At 63.8% G+C, this 15,581-nt stretch carries 15 protein-coding genes and 1 pseudogene; 8 read left to right on the forward strand and 8 right to left on the reverse strand.

The genetic code is table 11. The features are described from left to right. Positions 1 to 29 precede the first annotated feature (29 nt). Entirely contained in the window at positions 30 to 347 is a 318-nt protein-coding gene (locus tag JQ603_RS04480; protein ID WP_212336842.1) for a hypothetical protein, read from the forward strand. Positions 348 to 423: 76 nt separating this feature from the next. Here the strand turns inward: JQ603_RS04480 and JQ603_RS04485 are convergent. The 4 genes and pseudogenes from JQ603_RS04485 to JQ603_RS04500 form a co-directional block, all read right to left on the reverse strand. Further along, positions 424 to 615: pseudogene (locus tag JQ603_RS04485) on the reverse strand (N-acetyl-gamma-glutamyl-phosphate reductase); the annotation flags it as partial. A 16-nt stretch (positions 616 to 631) separates the two neighbouring features. Then, positions 632 to 1,681: an N-acetyl-gamma-glutamyl-phosphate reductase gene (argC, locus tag JQ603_RS04490; RefSeq protein ID WP_212336844.1), complete on the reverse strand. Its 1,050-nt coding sequence runs from the start codon at positions 1,679 to 1,681 to the stop codon at positions 632 to 634. Positions 1,682 to 1,774: 93 nt separating this feature from the next. After that, complete coding sequence (argC, locus tag JQ603_RS04495) at positions 1,775 to 2,761, reverse strand: N-acetyl-gamma-glutamyl-phosphate reductase (RefSeq protein WP_212336846.1); 987 nt, start codon at positions 2,759 to 2,761, stop codon at positions 1,775 to 1,777. Continuing rightward, positions 2,758 to 3,426 (reverse strand): FMN-binding negative transcriptional regulator, encoded by a 669-nt coding sequence (locus tag JQ603_RS04500; RefSeq protein ID WP_212336848.1) that lies wholly within the window; start codon positions 3,424 to 3,426, stop codon positions 2,758 to 2,760. Before JQ603_RS04500 ends, argC (JQ603_RS04495) begins: the two co-directional genes overlap by 4 nt. Positions 3,427 to 3,829: 403 nt before the next feature. Between JQ603_RS04500 and JQ603_RS04505 the strand changes: the two genes are divergently transcribed. Then, positions 3,830 to 4,831 carry an MBL fold metallo-hydrolase gene (locus JQ603_RS04505; protein ID WP_212336850.1) on the forward strand — a complete coding sequence of 334 codons (1,002 nt, stop codon included), beginning with the start codon at positions 3,830 to 3,832 and terminating at the stop codon, positions 4,829 to 4,831. 40 nt (positions 4,832 to 4,871) lie between these two features. On the opposite strand, the gene JQ603_RS04510 is transcribed toward JQ603_RS04505, so the two are convergent. After that, on the reverse strand, positions 4,872 to 5,402 hold the full coding sequence (locus JQ603_RS04510) for a DedA family protein (protein WP_212336852.1): 531 nt from the start codon (positions 5,400 to 5,402) through the stop codon (positions 4,872 to 4,874). Positions 5,403 to 5,677: 275 nt separating this feature from the next. On the opposite strand from JQ603_RS04510, the gene parE reads away from it, so the two are divergent. From parE to JQ603_RS04535, 5 genes are all read left to right on the forward strand, one after another. Then, positions 5,678 to 7,723: a DNA topoisomerase IV subunit B gene (parE, locus tag JQ603_RS04515; protein WP_212336854.1), complete on the forward strand. Its 2,046-nt coding sequence runs from the start codon at positions 5,678 to 5,680 to the stop codon at positions 7,721 to 7,723. Between the two features lie 404 nt (positions 7,724 to 8,127). Beyond that, positions 8,128 to 8,910 carry an outer membrane protein gene (locus JQ603_RS04520; protein WP_212336856.1) on the forward strand — a complete coding sequence of 261 codons (783 nt, stop codon included), beginning with the start codon at positions 8,128 to 8,130 and terminating at the stop codon, positions 8,908 to 8,910. A 269-nt stretch (positions 8,911 to 9,179) separates the two neighbouring features. Further along, on the forward strand, positions 9,180 to 9,986 hold the full coding sequence (locus tag JQ603_RS04525) for an outer membrane protein (RefSeq protein WP_245003372.1): 807 nt from the start codon (positions 9,180 to 9,182) through the stop codon (positions 9,984 to 9,986). A 367-nt stretch (positions 9,987 to 10,353) separates the two neighbouring features. Next, positions 10,354 to 10,539, forward strand: coding sequence for a hypothetical protein (locus JQ603_RS04530; RefSeq protein WP_027557870.1), 186 nt, complete (start codon positions 10,354 to 10,356; stop codon positions 10,537 to 10,539). A 20-nt stretch (positions 10,540 to 10,559) separates the two neighbouring features. Then, complete coding sequence (locus tag JQ603_RS04535; RefSeq protein WP_212336857.1) at positions 10,560 to 11,330, forward strand: SDR family NAD(P)-dependent oxidoreductase; 771 nt, start codon at positions 10,560 to 10,562, stop codon at positions 11,328 to 11,330. A 93-nt stretch (positions 11,331 to 11,423) separates the two neighbouring features. Here JQ603_RS04535 and JQ603_RS04540 read toward each other — a convergent pair whose 3' ends face one another. Then, entirely contained in the window at positions 11,424 to 12,194 is a 771-nt protein-coding gene (locus JQ603_RS04540; RefSeq protein WP_212336859.1) for an outer membrane protein, read from the reverse strand. A gap of 146 nt (positions 12,195 to 12,340) precedes the next feature. After that, complete coding sequence (locus tag JQ603_RS04545) at positions 12,341 to 13,621, reverse strand: FAD-dependent oxidoreductase (RefSeq protein ID WP_212336861.1); 1,281 nt, start codon at positions 13,619 to 13,621, stop codon at positions 12,341 to 12,343. A gap of 106 nt (positions 13,622 to 13,727) precedes the next feature. On the opposite strand from JQ603_RS04545, the gene JQ603_RS04550 reads away from it, so the two are divergent. Further along, on the forward strand, positions 13,728 to 14,012 hold the full coding sequence (locus JQ603_RS04550; RefSeq protein WP_212336863.1) for a hypothetical protein: 285 nt from the start codon (positions 13,728 to 13,730) through the stop codon (positions 14,010 to 14,012). Between the two features lie 33 nt (positions 14,013 to 14,045). Here JQ603_RS04550 and JQ603_RS04555 read toward each other — a convergent pair whose 3' ends face one another. Further along, the gene (locus JQ603_RS04555; RefSeq protein WP_212336865.1) at positions 14,046 to 15,560 is read right to left on the reverse strand and encodes a caspase family protein; all 1,515 of its coding nucleotides are present in this window, start codon (positions 15,558 to 15,560) and stop codon (positions 14,046 to 14,048) included. Positions 15,561 to 15,581 lie beyond the last annotated feature (21 nt).

Genomic DNA, 15,581 nt, shown 5'->3' on the forward strand with positions numbered 1-15,581 from the left:
GTATGCGGTCCCTTCTTTCTGCCATCGCAATGATCGCGCTCGCCGGATTTGGCGGCCAGGTGCAGGCGCAATGCCCCGAACTGACGCGCCTGCGCAGCGAAGCCGTCGAGGCCACCAAGCCGATGAACCGTGGATTGATGCCGGACCGCTGTGACGCGTACATCCGCGCATCGCTCGCCTGGGGCTCCCTGCGCGCCTACGCGCAAGACCATCAGGAGGCGTGCGACATCTCCAGCCGCTCGCTCGGTGACATCGAAAAGTCTCACCATGACGCGGTGGTGGCGCGTAACAATGTCTGCGCCGGCCGCCCCGTTCGGCCGTTTCCGGCGGACGTGATTTTGCGCTGAAGCAATCCAGCCCGTCGCCGGGGAAAGATCTGGATTGCTTCGCTTCGCTCGCAATGACGGCGGATAGACCCTCGCCCTACTCCTCCGGCAGTCCCAGCATCAGCCGCATGTTCTGCACGGCCGCGCCCGAGGCGCCCTTGCCGAGATTGTCGAGCCGGGCGACCCGCACGGCCTGGTGATATTTGTCGCTGGCGAAGACGTAGAGCTCGAGCATGTTGGTCTCGTTCAGCGCCCCCGGCTCGAGCTTGCCGCCCTTGGTCGCCTCGTCCACAACTACATCCCACTTACGGAAACAGCGCGATCTGCTCCAGGCCCGCGGTCTCGGGGAAGCCGAACATCAGGTTCATGTTCTGGATCGCTTGCCCCGCCGACCCCTTCACCAGATTGTCGAGCACCGAGATCACGATCGCCCGGTTCTTGATGCGGTCGGGGAATACGCCGATCTGCACGTAGTTCGAACCGCGCACGTTCTGGGTCTGCGGCATCACGCCCTTGTTCGCGACATGGACGAACGGCTCGTTGCTGTAGGCCTTCTCCAGCGCTGTTCGCAAATCGTCCGGCGTCGCGCCGTTGAGCTTGACGTAGGACGTACAAAGCTCGCCCCGCGCCATCGGAATGAGATGTGGGGTGAAGTTGACGGTCACAGCGTGGCCAGCGGCAACCCCGATCTCCTGCTCGATCTCGGGCGCATGCCGGTGCGTGCCGACCGAGTAAGGCGACAGCCCCTCCCCCACCTCGCTGAACAGCGTGCTCTGTTTCAGCCCGCGGCCGGCGCCGGTGAGGCCCGATTTCGCGTCGATGACGATGTCGTCGACGTCGATCAGTTTGGCTTTCGCAAGCGGCACCAGCGCGAGCAGCGCAGCAGTCGGATAGCAGCCGGGACAGGCGACCAGCCGCGCCGAGGTGATCTTCTCGCGATAGAATTCAGTGAGACCATAGACCGCTTCGCCCTGCAGTTCGAGCGCCCGGTGCTCATGGCCGTACCATTGCGCATAGGTGTTCTTGTCCCGCAGCCTGAAATCGGCGGACATGTCGAGGACCTTGATTTTGGGATTTGCCTTGAGGACCGCGGCGATGATTTCCTGCGTGGTGCCGTGCGGCAGTCCGCAGAACACCGCATCGAGCCTGCTCCAGTCGACCTTTTCCCATTCCACGAGTTTCGGCAGGTCGAGCATAAAGAAATGCGGAAACACCTCGCCCATCGACTTGCCGGCGTGGGTGTTGGCGGTGAGCGCGATAATCTCGGCATTCGGATGCCGGGCCAACAGGCGCACTGCATCGGCCCCGGTGTAACCGGAGGCGCCGAGAATGCCGATCTTCTTCGAACTCGTCACGTGTACCTTTCAGGCGTCATTTGATCGTCTTGCCGGGGTAGAAAGTCGCAGCGTCGCTCCGTCCACCGGGTTGGCCTCGCGAGCAATGTTCGATCAGCTATTGTCGGCAAGGCCCAGCATCAGCCGCATGTTCTGCACGGCCGCGCCAGATGCGCCCTTGCCGAGATTGTCCAGCCGCGCGACCAGCACCGCCTGGTGATATTTGTCGCTGGCAAAGACGTAGAGCTCGAGCATGTTGGTCTCGTTGAGCGCCTCCGGCTCGAGCCGGCCGCCCTTGGTCGCCTCGTTCTGCAGCGGCATCACCTTGACGTATTTTGAACCGGCATACCGCTTGGTCAACGCGGCCTGAAGGTCGGCACCGCCGGGCTTGCCCGGCAGCGTGTCGAGCTGGAGCGGCACCGAGACCAGCATGCCCTGCCGGTAGTTGCCGACCGAAGGAATGAAGATCGGCCGCCGCGTCAGGTTCGAATAGAGCTGCATCTCCGGCAGATGCTTGTGCTCGAAGCCGAGACCGTAGAGCTCGAAGGCCGGCGCACTGCCGTCTTCAAAACTCGCGATCATCGACTTGCCGCCGCCGGAATAGCCGCTCACCGCGTTGATGGTGACGGGATAGTCAGGAGGCAGCAGGCCGGCATCGACGATCGGCCGCAGCAGCGCGATGCCGCCGGTCGGATAGCAGCCGGGGTTGGAGACCTTCTTCGCCGCCTTGATCTTGCCGGCCTGGTCCGGCGTCAGTTCGGCAAAGCCATAGGCCCAATCGGGCGCGACACGGTACGCGGTCGAGGCGTCCAGCACCTTCGGCGCCGAGGCGCCCATACTGTCGACCAGGGCAACCGTTTCCTTTGCGGCATCGTCGGGCAGGCAGAGGATGACGAGATCGACCTCCTCCATCAGCGCCTTCTTGGCGGCAGGATCCTTGCGCTTGTCGTCGGCGATCGTCTTCACGATCACATCGTTCTGGAGCTTCAGCCGCTCGTTGATGCCGAGGCCGGTGGTGCCGGAGCCGCCGTCGACGAAGACGGTGGCGGGCTTCTTGGCCGCGCCGGTGGTCGGGGCTTTCGTGGTCTCCGTGAGGCTCATGGTACGCTCCTTTCGAGCTTGTCGGTTTCGGCCGCAAAGGCTTCCGGCCTCACGTCCTGCATCAGCTGTGCAATCTCTCTGGCATCGGCGGTAGGCTGCGCGCCGAGCGCATTGGCGATCGCAATATAATCGGCGTCGGACTTGTGCTGGTTGAGCTTGAAGCTGCCTTCGACCTCTTCAACCGTCATGAGCAGACCCACGATCCCCTTCTTCATGGCCTCGAGCCGGCCGGCCGTCATCTTGCCTGACGTCCACGGCTTCTTCGGCAAGAGCCAGTTCTCGAACTTGTCGCTGAGCGTATCGATCTGGACCGACAGCTCCGCGTCAGACAACAACCGCACCGGCCCGCTCAGATGCACCGACTGGTACAGCCAGGTCGGCACCTGATCCGGCGAGACGTACCAGTCCGGCGATACATAGGCATCGGGGCCGTTGACCGCGAGCAGCCAGGAGGCCGCGCCGTCCGCCAGCTTTAGCAGCGGATTGTGACGGGCGACATGAAAGGCGGCCTGCGGCGTGCCGTCCGCGGCATAGGTCAAATAGAACGGCAGCGGCGAGGCGATCGGCCTCTTGCCGTCGAAGGCGCACATGGTGCCGAAGCCGCGCTCTTCCGCAAATTTGAGGCTCGCGGCGCGGTCCTGCTTGAAAAAGGGTGGCGTGTACATCGTGGTCTCCTGCTGGGCCTCCTTGTGGGAGCCGCCGGATCAGATCGCGCTGACAGGAGAGAGGATGCCGCGGATCGGGTCCAGCGGCAAAGACGATGATCTCAAACGCGATCGACCGCCCAAACCGCAAAGCTGCGGCGGCGGCGACGGGCGAACAGGATGGTCGCGGCGTTGATCATGGCGCGCGGCTATAAGGCCAGCGGGTTCCAGGGTCAAGTCCAAATCGGCTCGCGGGATGCCGGGGCGGACTCCACGATGCCGCAGCTCGTGACGGCACGATGCCGCACTGATGACCTCGGCGTTTAGCGGAATTTCCCTTAAGCATAGGGGTTCCCGAGAATGACCGGCGGGCCGCAACTTCGCCGGGTCCGTGCCTTTCGCAACCCAGCCTCAGGACATCGTCATGACCGAGATCACCCGTCGCGCAACGTTGGCCGGCGCCGCCGCCTCGGCGCTCCTGCCTTTCGTGAAGACCTCGCCCGCGAGCGCCGCCGCGCCCCCTGCGACCGCGCAGAATGCGAGCTTCTACCGCTACAACGTCGGCACCCACCAGGTCACGGTGGTCTGCGACGGCGTTGCCACCGTCAATCTGACCGACAATTACGCGGCCGGCGCCAGCAAGGACGACATCAACAAGGTCTTCGCCGAACATCACCTGCCGACGGACAAGGTCACCCACACATTCAACCCCGTGGTCGTCAACACCGGACCGAAGCTCGTCGTCATCGACACCGGTCTCGGGCCCGACCAGTTCACGCAGACCAAGGGCAAGGTCGGCCAGTTCCACAACAACCTTGCAGCCGCCAGCATCGACCGCGCGGCGGTCGACACCGTCATCATCTCCCACTTCCATGGCGACCACATCAACGGCCTGCTGGCAGCCGAGAACAAGCCCGCCTTCCCCAATGCCGAGATCATGGTGCCGGCGATGGAATGGAAGTTCTGGATGGACGACGGCGAGATGAGCAAGGGGATGGGCAATCCGATCCTCGAGAACAACTTCAAGAACATCCGCCGCGTGTTCGACGCGCTCGGCCGCAAGGTGACGCAATACGAGGCCGGCAAGGAGGTCGCGCCCGGCATCACCTCGGTGGCGAGCCCGGGCCATACGCCAGGCCACAATTCCTTTATCGTCGCCTCCGGCGCCGAGAAGGTGCTGGTGCAGGTCGATATCACCGCAGGCGCGGCGTTCCTGTTCGTGAGGCATCCCGAATGGAACATCGCCTCCGATGTCGACAAGCCGCTTGCACAGGAAACCCGACGCAAGCTCTACGACATGGCAATTGCCGAGAAGATGCCGATCCAGGCCTTCCACGCCGCCTTCCCCGGCCTCGTCCGCGTCGAAAAGGAAAAGGACGGCTCCGGCTATCGCTGGATCCCCTCGATCTGGAACGCCTCGCTGTAGGCCTCGCCTGTCGTCCTGACCGGGCGGCCTGGCTGCCCGGTCAGATCAGCCGCCAGATCCATTCCATGATCTTGGCGATCACGTCGCCGAACAGCAGCAGTGCCGCCGACCAGATCAGGGCCGAGACGAAATTGGCGATCTGGAAGCTCCAATAGGGCATCTCGAAGATACCGGCTGCGAGCGGCACCGAGGCCCGCAAGGGCCCGAAGAAGCGGCCAATGAAGATGCTGGGTATGCCCCAGTTGCGCACGAAGGCCTCGCCCCGGGGCAGGAGTTCCGGATAGCGCGAGAGCGGCCACATCTCGGCGACGTGCTCCTTGTAGCGGTAGCCGAACCAGTAGGAAACCCAGTCGCCCAGCGCCGCCCCAAGGCCGCCAGCGATCCAGACCGGATAGAAGTTGATGCCGCTCACCCCGATCAGCGCACCGATCGCCACCAGCGCGCCCCAGGCCGGAACCAACAGCGAGATGAAGGCGAGCGACTCCCCGAAAGCCAGCAGGAAGACGATCGGAGCTGCCCAAGCCTGGTGAGCGCGCACGAAATCGGCCAGGGCGTGCGCAAACTGCTCCATTCCGAAAATAGCCTTCCCGCTCGCTCAAGGTGCTGCTCGATGAAAACGACTGGTAAGCCAAGGACTTGTGTGACATCAAGTCACAAAAGCCCGTCAAAACCGGCCCGGGACGTCAAATTGCCGGGAACTAATGGTAAGGCGGCGTAAAATCGCCGGGATTGGCTCCCAATCCACCCCGCTTGACCGGCCTGGCGGTAACCTTTCGAAGCCAGAAGTGGCATAGTCCGCTTAACCGATTCGCCGCTTATGCGGCCCCCTAAGCAACATCAAGATATATGTCCAAGCAGTTGAAGCCAAAAGCAAAAGACGACTTTTTCGGCGGTGATGAGCCGAAGCCCCGCGCCGCCGCCAAGGCGGCGCCGCGCGGAAGCGGCGGGGAAGCCGACTACACCGCAGCCGACATCGAGGTGCTCGAAGGCCTCGAACCGGTGCGGCGCCGGCCCGGCATGTATATCGGCGGAACCGACGAGAAGGCGCTGCATCACCTGTTCGCCGAAGTCATCGATAACTCGATGGACGAAGCACTGGCAGGACACGCGACCTTCATCGGAGTCGAGCTGAGCGCAGACGGGTTCCTGACCGTCACCGACAATGGCCGCGGCATCCCGATCGATCCGCACCCGAAATTCCCGAAGAAGTCGGCGCTCGAAGTCATCATGTGCACGCTGCATTCCGGCGGCAAGTTCGACTCCAAGGTCTACGAGACCTCGGGCGGTCTGCACGGCGTCGGCATCTCCGTGGTGAACGCCCTCTCCTCGCTACTCGAGGTCGAGGTCGCGCGCAGCCAGAAGCTCTACCGCATGACGTTCGAGCGCGGCCATCCCAAGGGCAAGCTCGAGGACCTCGGCAAGATCAACAACCGCCGCGGCACGCGCGTGCGCTTCAAGCCCGACACGGATATCTTCGGCGCCAAGGCCGCGTTCAAGCCGCAGCGCCTGTTCAAGATGACGCGCTCGAAAGCCTATCTGTTCGGCGGCGTCGAGATCCGCTGGAATTGCGCGCCCGAGCTGCTCAAGGGCGTCGAGGACGTGCCGGCGGAGGCGACGTTCCACTTCCCCGGTGGCCTCAAGGATTATCTCGCCGCGGCGATCCACGCCGACACGCTGGTGCATCCGGACATCTTCTCGGGCAAGTCGGGCCGCAACGGCGCGCATGGCGCCTGCGAATGGGCCGTGGCGTGGACCGCGGATGCCGACGGCTTCCTGTCCTCCTACACCAACACCGTGCCGACTCCGGATGGCGGTACGCACGAATCCGGCCTGCGCAGCGCCCTGCTGCGCGGCCTGAAGGACCACGCCGAGCGCGTCGGCCAGGGCAAGCGCGCCGCCTCCGTCACCTCCGAAGACGTGATGGTGGGCGCGGCCGTGATGCTCTCGGTGTTCGTGCGCGAGCCCGAATTCCAGGGCCAGACGAAGGATCGTCTTGCCACCGCCGAAGCGCAGCGCATCGTCGAGCAGGCGATGAAGGATCCGTTCGACCATTGGCTGTCGGGCAATCCGAACATGGCCAACCGCCTGCTCGACTTCGTCATCGACCGGGCCGAGGAGCGCCTGCGCCGCCGTCAGGAGAAAGAGACGGCGCGCAAGACCGCCGGCAAGAAGCTGCGCTTGCCCGGCAAGCTCGCCGATTGCACCGATGCCGGCACCGAAGGCTCCGAGCTCTTCATCGTCGAGGGCGACTCGGCAGGCGGCAGCGCCAAGCAGGCGCGCGACCGCAAGACCCAGGCGGTGCTGCCGCTGCGCGGCAAGATCCTCAACGTCGCCTCGGCGGGCAAGGACAAGCTGACCGCGAACGCGCAGCTCTCCGATCTCGTGCAGGCGATCGGCTGCGGACAGCTGCTGCACTATCGCGAAGAGGATCTGCGCTATCAGCGCATCATCATCATGACCGACGCCGACGTCGACGGCGCCCACATCGCTTCGCTCCTGATCACCTTCTTCTACCGGCAGATGCCGCGGCTGATCGACGAAGGCCACCTCTTCCTCGCGGTGCCGCCGCTCTACAAGCTGACCCACGGCTCCAAGTCGGTCTACGCCCGCGACGACGCGCACAAGGAGGCGCTGCTCAAGAGCGCGTTCAACGCCAACGCCAAGGTCGAGGTGAACCGCTTCAAAGGTCTCGGCGAGATGATGCCGGCGCAGCTCAAGGAAACCACCATGGATCCGAGCAAGCGGACGCTGCTCAAGGTGGTGCTGCTCGCCGACGACCGCGACACGACAGCGGATTCGGTGGAGCGGCTGATGGGCACCAAGGCCGAAGCGCGCTTCGCCTTCATCTCGGACAAGGCCGAATTTGCCAGCGAGGAGCTGCTCGACGTCTGACGTCGTACGCTCCCGTCAAAAAAGCCCCCGGCTCCGTCAGGACCGGGGGCTTTCTTCATATGGGAGGCGATACCGCGCCCCCCCGGCGATTCCTGCCGAAGCGCGACTCGGCCAGCGACTCAGCGGCATCAAGGCCGAGGCAGGATTGCCTCCGTTTCGGACAAAACCGAATTTGCTAACGAAAACTTACCCGCCACCGGAATTCGAATATCAATCTAACATACTGATATTGTTTAACTATCAGAACACTCGGCGCTACCGCCTTTTAGCCTGATCAGCGGGCGTTTTCCGGCAACTGTGCCTGCCCTGCAACAGCATTTGGGCAGGAAACGTCTATAGTCCGGGCATCAGATGACACGGACTTCAGTGCGCTCGCGCCTGCTACCAAGGTTGGGGATTTTATCATGAAGAAGATTTTGCTGGCTCTGACCGCGGTTGCGGCGATGACCGGTTCGGCCTCGGCGGCCGACCTTGCTGCCCGTCCCTACGTGAAGGCCCCGGTTGCGGCTCCTGTCGCCAACTGGACCGGCTTCTACATCTTCGGCGGCGGCGGCGGCGGACTCTCGGCTTCCGACCAACACGTTCAGACCACGGTCGGCGCGATTCCGCTGACCATCGACCAGCGCCAGGGTGGCTCGGGCTGGTTCGGCACCGTCGGTCTCGGCTACGACTGGCAGTTCAGCGGCACCTGGGTCGCCGGCGTGTTCGCTGACGGTCAGTTCGGCAGCATCCGCGCCACCGTGCAGGATCCGACCCTCGGCATCACTGGCAACCAGAAGCTGGAAGACTCTTGGGCCGCTGGTGTTCGCCTCGGCTGGCTGGTCGCCCCGAACGTTCTCTCCTACGTCAACGGCGGTTACTCCGGCGCTCACTTCGGCCAGACCAACTTCATGACCCTGGCTGGCGTTCCCGCCGGTGTCCATCTCAACAGCTACAACCGCAACGGCTGGTTCATCGGCGGCGGCGTCGAGAACAACCTGAACATCTTCGGCATCTCCTCGCCCGGCTGGTTCATGAAGACCGAGTATCGTTCGGCCTTCTACAACGCCAAGACCCAGGACATCCTGACCGACGTTGGCAATCTCCAGGTCGGCAACAGCATCCGCGCCAACACCTGGAACCAGACGATCTCGACTTCGCTGGTCTACCGCTTCAACTGGACCGGTCCGGTCGTCGCCAAGTACTGAGCCACCAAGTCCTGATCCGAACGCAAGTTCAGACGTCAAAGCCCCGGCATCGTCCGGGGCTTTTTCGTTTTTGACGGTGGCCTTCCGCTCGCTGTTGGACGGCGATGTCGTGTGGCGCCGTGAAATGGCGCCACAATACACCCCCAGTCTTGTTGCCCCGTTCAATCAATTTCAGATTGTGTCCCTCCGGTTACAGCCATAAGCACGTTGGCGACATACGGTTCCCGCACAGACGGAATCGAACGGGCGTTCAAAAGGCTGAACTGGAAATGCAGAATAACATCAAGACGATCGTACTCGCGTTGACGACGGTCACAGCGATGACGGGCGCGGCTTCGGCCGCTGATCTGGGGGCTCGCCCCTACACCAAGGCTCCGATTGCCGCCGCACCGGTGGTGAACTGGACCGGCTGCTACATCGGCGCCGGCGGCGGCGGTGCCATGACCAACAACGACCATAACGAGACCTACGGTCCCACAACGTTCTCGCCCATTGCGAGCAACGCCAGTGTCACATCGGGTGCACGGGGATGGTTCGGCACGGTGCAGGTAGGGTGCGATTACCAGCTTCAGAACTGGGTGGTTGGCGCGTTCGCAGACTATGACTTCATGGACGTGAAAGGCGATATCGGCATCGACGGTATTCTCGTCCCGCGCTCGACCGGAAGCCAGAAGCAGGATCAGCAGTGGGCCGTCGGCGCCCGTGCAGGCTATCTCATCGCCCCGCAATTGCTGACCTACGTGTCGGCCGGTTACACGCAAGCGCACTGGAAGAGCACCGCTCTGACCTCTCTCGCCTTTCCTGGGGGAACCGCAAGCCTGGGTGGAGCGACCAAAGGGGGCTGGTTCATCGGCGCAGGCGACGAATACGCTCTGACGGGCTTCCTGCCCGGCCTGTTCTGGAAGACCGAGTATCGTTATTCCGAATTCGACCGCGCCGATGTGGTCATCAACTATACCGGCTTTGGCGGCCCGGCCACCGGCTTTGGCGAGACCCAGAAATTCCGCGAGCACAGCGTTCGCAGCGAGCTCGTCTATCGCTTCAACTGGGGCGCTCCGCTGGTCGCGAAGTACTGATCGCAGCCAACGTCTCGAATGTCAAAGCCCCGGCATCGCCCGGGGCTTTTTCGTTGTGGGGTGCATTAGCGCACGACGCTCGCCTTCGGCGTCCCATACGCGCCGGCGAGCCGGGCCTCGATCGCGGCCGAGTCGGCATCGGTGATCGCCTCACTCCGTGCATCGCGAAAGGCCATGGCTTCCGCCCGGGAGATGCCGAATCGCCCCGTGCCAATGCTTGCGCACGGACATGCGTCCTCCTTCAGCCTTGCAGCTGCGGCCCATTGTATCCGAACCGAAGCTACGGCTAGTCTGGCCTAAGTTTTCGTGACTGCGGCGATCTTTGATGCCGTGGACCACGACAGAAGCAGACCGACGGGAGGAATGCATGCGCAGATTTCTGCTTGTAGCAGGCCTGTTCGCGCTCGCCGTCGGGCTGCTCTGGATCGGACAGGGCACGGGCACGGTGCCCTGGCCGCGATCGAGCTTCATGGTCAACCAGTTGCAATGGGCCGGCTATGGCGCAGCCATGGCCGGCTTCGGGCTGGTGCTGATCTGGCAGAGCAACCAATAGAAGAAACCAGGGAATACAGCATGACATCCAACCGGTTCGATCTTCGCGGCAAGGTCGCGATCGTCACAGGCGGCAATGGCGGCATCGGGCTTGGCCTCGCGCACGGACTTGCCGACGCAGGCGCCAATATCGCCGTGGTCGGACGCAACGAAACCAAGTCGGCCGCGGCCGTTGCCGATCTCAAGCAGCGCGGCGTGCAGGCGATTGCGGTCGCCACCGACGTGACCGACAAGGCGGCAGTCGCCGCCATGATCGATCGCGTCGTCAAGGAATTCGGCCGCATCGACATTCTCATCAACAATGCCGGCATGAGCATCCGCAAGCCGCCGCACGAGCTCGAGCTCGACGAGTGGAACAAGGTGATCGACACCAACCTCACCAGCGCCTTCGTGTGCTCGAAGCTGGCCTATCCGGCGCTGAAGGCGTCCGGCAACGGCAAGGTGATCAATATCGGCTCGATGATGTCGATCTTCGGCGCGAGCTTTGCGACTGCCTATGCGGCGAGCAAGGGCGGCATCGTGCAGTACACGCGTGCCTGCGCCAATGCCTGGGCACCCGACAACATCCAGGTCAACGCCATCCTGCCGGGCTGGATCGACACCGACCTCACCCGCGGCGCGCGGCAGCAGGTGGCGGGATTGCACGAGCGGGTTCTGGCACGCACGCCTGCAGGCCGCTGGGGCGACATTGATGACTTCGCCGGCATCGCGGTGTTCCTCGCCTCGCCGGCGTCCAATTTCGTCACGGGCACCGCGATCCCGGTCGATGGCGGGTTCTCGGTGATGGCCTGAGACGCGCGCTCGCTGCACGCAAAAAAGAAGCCCCGGCATTGCCGGGGCTTTGAATTTGGCAGAGATCGTCTTCTTTTGCTGATTGGTCGTTGCTCAGTAGCGCGCGATGACCGGCGCGTCGAACTTGTAGCTCGCGCGCACGACGGCCCACTGGATGTCGCGCGGCTTGGCATCGAAGGTGTAGTTACCGGAGGTGCCGCCGAGCTGATAGGTCTGGCTGCCGAAGGCAGCGTAATTGTATTCGAGGCCGACGATCCAGTTGCGGGTGACGCCGTACTCCCAGCCGGCGCCGACGGTCCAGCCATTGGCCCAGTGAGTCTGACCGCCCGAGCCCGTGGACGGGTTCGCGACGTTGTCGACTACCGACAGGCGATTGTTCACGCCGGCATAGCCGCCCTTGATGTAGAAGAGATTGTTCTGCACGGCGAAGCCGGCGCGGCCGACCACGGTCGCGAGCACGTTGGCGCGCCAGGAGAAGACGTCGTCACCCGCGCCGAACGCGGTGTTCGTGAACGAGCCCTTGTTGTCGAGGCCGGAGATCGTGCCCTCCATGCCGAACACGTAGTTGTTGGCCTGCCAGTTGTAGCCGATCTGGGCGCCGCCCATGATGCCGGAGCCGCGCTGACGATAGCCCTCGCCCGGAAGCAAATCGCCGAACGGCGCACCGATTCCGTTGTTGATGAACTGCTCGTTGGTCCATGCGCCACCGATGTGGCCGCCGACATAGAAGCCGGTCCAGTTGAACAGCGGCTCGACATAGGCGGGTGCCTTCGTGTAGCGCGCACCGAGATCGGCGGCGGACGCAGCGCCGGTCGAAACCAGAGCGGTCGTGCAGGCGAAGGCAGCAATCAATTTGTTACGCATGGTACACCCCGTGTCCTTTGATGGGCGCACGCTCACACGCAACCCTTACTCAAATTTGAATCAAGAAAGTTAAGACGCCGGATTGGCAAATTGCGGCTCGTGAATCCGTCGGCGCTGTTGCGCGCACGCAACGCGCTGCGCGCGATTTAACGCGACATTAGCCCTACCGAATTCGGCGCCGACGATGCCGGTGCCGCTTTCGACTGCACATGCTCGGGCCGCACACCGAGCGCGATCAGCCGCGCCGGAATGCCTTGCAGCCAAGGCAGCGCTGTGATGAGGCGCACGATCAGCGGCACCTTCAGCGGCCGGTCGCCGCCCTGCAGGGCGCCGCTGATGATGTTGTTCTGCACGACCACCTGCATCGCTTGCGTCATTCTCACCGGGAATTCGCGCCGGCGGCGCACGGCGTCGAGCTCATCCTCGGACGGGCAGCCGCGCTGAAGCTTGTCCGCGACAAGGTTCGCGGTCGCGACCGCATCCTGCACGGCGAGATTGACGCCGACGCCGCCGACCGGCGACATCGCGTGCGCGGCATCGCCGATGAGAAGCAGGCCCGGCCGCGTCCAGCGCTTGAGGCGATTGATCGCGACGGTGAGCAGCTTGACGTCGTCGAAGCTCTTCACGTCGGCGATGCCGGACCGAAGGACCGGCGCCATGCGCACGACCTCGTCGAGCAGCGCCGGCAATCCCCTCGCCTTCACCGCCTCGTATTGCCCCTTGGCAATGACATAGGCGCATTGCCAGTAGTCGCCGCGGTCGAAGGTGATCATCATCTTGCCGGGCTCGATGCGCGCAAACAGGTTCTCGGTCTCGTCCGCCTTGCGGCCGGCGCGGAACCACAGCACGTCCATCGGCGCGCCGATCTCCTCGACCTCGAGGCCGGCGCGCTCGCGCACCGTCGAATGCCGGCCGTCGCAGGCAATGGTGAGATCGGCCTCGATGTCGATGGCGCCGTCCGGCGTCTTCGCCCGCACGCCGGCGATGGTGTCGCCGTGGCGGATCAGATCGACGGCTTCGGTGTTCATCATCACCTTGAGCGAGGCGAAGCGCCGGCCCTCTTCGCGCAGGAAATTCAGGAAGTCCCATTGCGGCATGAAGGCGATGAACGGGTACTTGGTGTGCAGCCGGCTGAGATCGGCGATCCGCACCGGCGTGCCGCCGAACAGCCCATCCATCTTCTGCAAGCGTTGATGCGGCAGCTTCAGGAAGCCGTCGATCAGGCCCAGCTCATCCATCACCTGAAGCGTCGAGGGATGCACGGTGTCGCCGCGAAAGTCGCGGAAGAAGTCCGCGTGCTTCTCCAGCACCACGACGTCGATGCCGGCACGCCCGAGGAGATAGCCGAGCATCATGCCGGCGGGCCCACCGCCGACGACACAGCACCGGACTTTTACGGAGGAACTCGGGTTCAAGGCCGCCCTCATTTACGACTTAAGTTTTCTGTGCGGTGCAGCAAGCAGGTTTAATTTGCCGCAGCTGTGAATGCCCGTTAGCGTTGCAGCAAAGTTCGATTTCTTTCAGGAAATTGCAGTGCAGACGATCCTTATACTGCTCGGCGTGTGGATCTTGATCAACGTGCTATTCGTCGTGATCATGATCCCGCCGCGTAAGCCGCGGACCCCCGACCCGGGCCCGACCGGCACGCTTGCGACGGTGCCCATCAACCAGAACGGCTATCCGTTCGAAGAGCAGGAGAAGCTCCTGCTGCGCCACGTCGTCATCTCGATCGCGATGGGCGCGTTCTTCTCGCTGGCGCCGCCGTTGATGGAGGCCGTTGAGTCCATCAAGCGCCTGTTCAGAAAGCGGCGCGCGTAGCGGACGCGCGCTCGACGCCTTCCGCCTGCATCATCAATTGTTGCTGCGGTTCGCCGTGCGAAAACTCTTGATCTCCGACACGCTGCCATCGCGATAGGTCAGCTCCACCGAGACGAACTGCGTGGCCGGGGCGAGCTTCATGTAGAGCGGCATGCCGGCGGAGATCGCGCTGGGGTCGCGCATGTCGCAATTGGGCATCTTCAGCACCTGATTGGGCACGGCGGTATCGATGCCAATGCGCACCTCGCGGATCGCGCAGCGATACGAGACGAGATGCGTGTAATAGACCAGCAGCCCGTTGAACTCGCGGAATGACAGCCAGCTCGTCGCGGTCATGTCGAGGATCTTGCGCTGGTCGCGGATCAGCGCAGCCTCGGGATCGAATTTGATCGGGAACGGCCCCTGCATGTCGCCGGACTGATCGACATAGCGCACCTCGATGGTGCCGGCCTGCGCATCCGGCGGCAGCTCGATCGACGGGTTCGGCATCCGCTTGCGCGTGCGCGGATCGAGCGTGTCGATGAATCCGGTCTCGCGGAAGTCACCATTGCCGGCCATGCGCCAGGAAATGCCGAGCGTCGGATCGGCAAAGGAGAACACCACGCTCCAGCCGCCGTTATGGCGGGAGAAGCTCGCGATCGGCGCGTTGGTGGTCTCCTCCTTCGGCACGCGCGGCACCGACACCGGCGGCAGCGCCGCCACCTTCTGCGGCGGCGGATCGGCGGGACGCGCGGCAGCATCCTTCGCGGTGCCGCTGAGGAACACGTCGTCAACCATCTGGTCGAAATAAACAGGCACCTGTCTGTGCTTCACGGTATCGGCCATTTCGCTGACGAGACGGCGGGTGCGCTGTGCCACCTGAACCAGGTTCTCGCCGGGCTGCAGCAGCTCCCTGGCGAAGGTGCGCGTGAACACCGAATTGGGATTGGCGTCGTCATTGGACAGGCGATCGAGCGCGGTCTGGCGGGGACCGGCCGAGAACACCGAGAACACGCCTTCGGGCAGCTGGACCATCGGCGCGAGCCCGCCGCCGCCGGCGACCGCGCGCGTGCCCGATCGTTCGAACGGATTGTTGCGGCAGGCGTCGAACACCAGGATCGAGGTCCGCGCCTTCTTGTTCTGGAGACGCTCGACGATGCGGTCGGCCAGGATCGAGGCGTCGCGCACCAGCTCTTCCTGTCCTTCCGTCGCCGCCGGCACGTCGGTCGGCAGCAGATAGTTCTGGCCCGCGATCTCGAAACCGTGGCCGGCGTAGAAGAAGAACGCGGTGTCGCCCGGCTCGATCGCCTTGTCGAAGGCCAGGAGCGTCTCGGAAAATGCCAGCCGATTCTGGTTCTCGGCCAGCATCACGGTGAAGCCGAGTTGCCGCAGCGTGTCGCCCATGGTGCGGGCGTCGTTGACCGCCTTGAGCAGCTTCGGAACGTTCTTGTAATCGTTGTTGCCGACGACCAGCGCGACGCGCTTTTCCGCATGAGCGGGCAGCGCGATGCCGCAAGCGCCCGCCACGAGGCTGAGGGCCACCAGAATTCTGAAAAGCCGACGCGTCATCGAAAACATCCCGTTGGAAGC

Origin of the sequence: Bradyrhizobium liaoningense, assembly GCF_018130825.1 — a bacterium.
Classification (GTDB): Bacteria; Pseudomonadota; Alphaproteobacteria; order Rhizobiales; family Xanthobacteraceae; genus Bradyrhizobium; species Bradyrhizobium liaoningense_B.

What these genes read in the sequence shown, in the direction of transcription:
- JQ603_RS04510 (WP_212336852.1), bottom strand. Translation starts at nt 5,402, where the DNA reads ATGGAGCAGTTTGCGCACGCCCTGGCCGATTTCGTGCGCGCTCACCAG.
- JQ603_RS04545 (WP_212336861.1), bottom strand. Translation starts at nt 13,621, where the DNA reads ATGAGGGCGGCCTTGAACCCGAGTTCCTCCGTAAAAGTCCGGTGCTGT.
- JQ603_RS04535 (WP_212336857.1), top strand. Translation starts at nt 10,560, where the DNA reads ATGACATCCAACCGGTTCGATCTTCGCGGCAAGGTCGCGATCGTCACA.
- JQ603_RS04540 (WP_212336859.1), bottom strand. Translation starts at nt 12,194, where the DNA reads ATGCGTAACAAATTGATTGCTGCCTTCGCCTGCACGACCGCTCTGGTT.
- JQ603_RS04505 (WP_212336850.1), top strand. Translation starts at nt 3,830, where the DNA reads ATGACCGAGATCACCCGTCGCGCAACGTTGGCCGGCGCCGCCGCCTCG.
- JQ603_RS04520 (WP_212336856.1), top strand. Translation starts at nt 8,128, where the DNA reads ATGAAGAAGATTTTGCTGGCTCTGACCGCGGTTGCGGCGATGACCGGT.
- parE (WP_212336854.1), top strand. Translation starts at nt 5,678, where the DNA reads ATGTCCAAGCAGTTGAAGCCAAAAGCAAAAGACGACTTTTTCGGCGGT.
- JQ603_RS04480 (WP_212336842.1), top strand. Translation starts at nt 30, where the DNA reads ATGATCGCGCTCGCCGGATTTGGCGGCCAGGTGCAGGCGCAATGCCCC.
- JQ603_RS04525 (WP_245003372.1), top strand. Translation starts at nt 9,180, where the DNA reads ATGCAGAATAACATCAAGACGATCGTACTCGCGTTGACGACGGTCACA.
- JQ603_RS04500 (WP_212336848.1), bottom strand. Translation starts at nt 3,426, where the DNA reads ATGTACACGCCACCCTTTTTCAAGCAGGACCGCGCCGCGAGCCTCAAA.
- JQ603_RS04555 (WP_212336865.1), bottom strand. Translation starts at nt 15,560, where the DNA reads ATGACGCGTCGGCTTTTCAGAATTCTGGTGGCCCTCAGCCTCGTGGCG.
- argC (WP_212336846.1), bottom strand. Translation starts at nt 2,761, where the DNA reads ATGAGCCTCACGGAGACCACGAAAGCCCCGACCACCGGCGCGGCCAAG.
- JQ603_RS04530 (WP_027557870.1), top strand. Translation starts at nt 10,354, where the DNA reads ATGCGCAGATTTCTGCTTGTAGCAGGCCTGTTCGCGCTCGCCGTCGGG.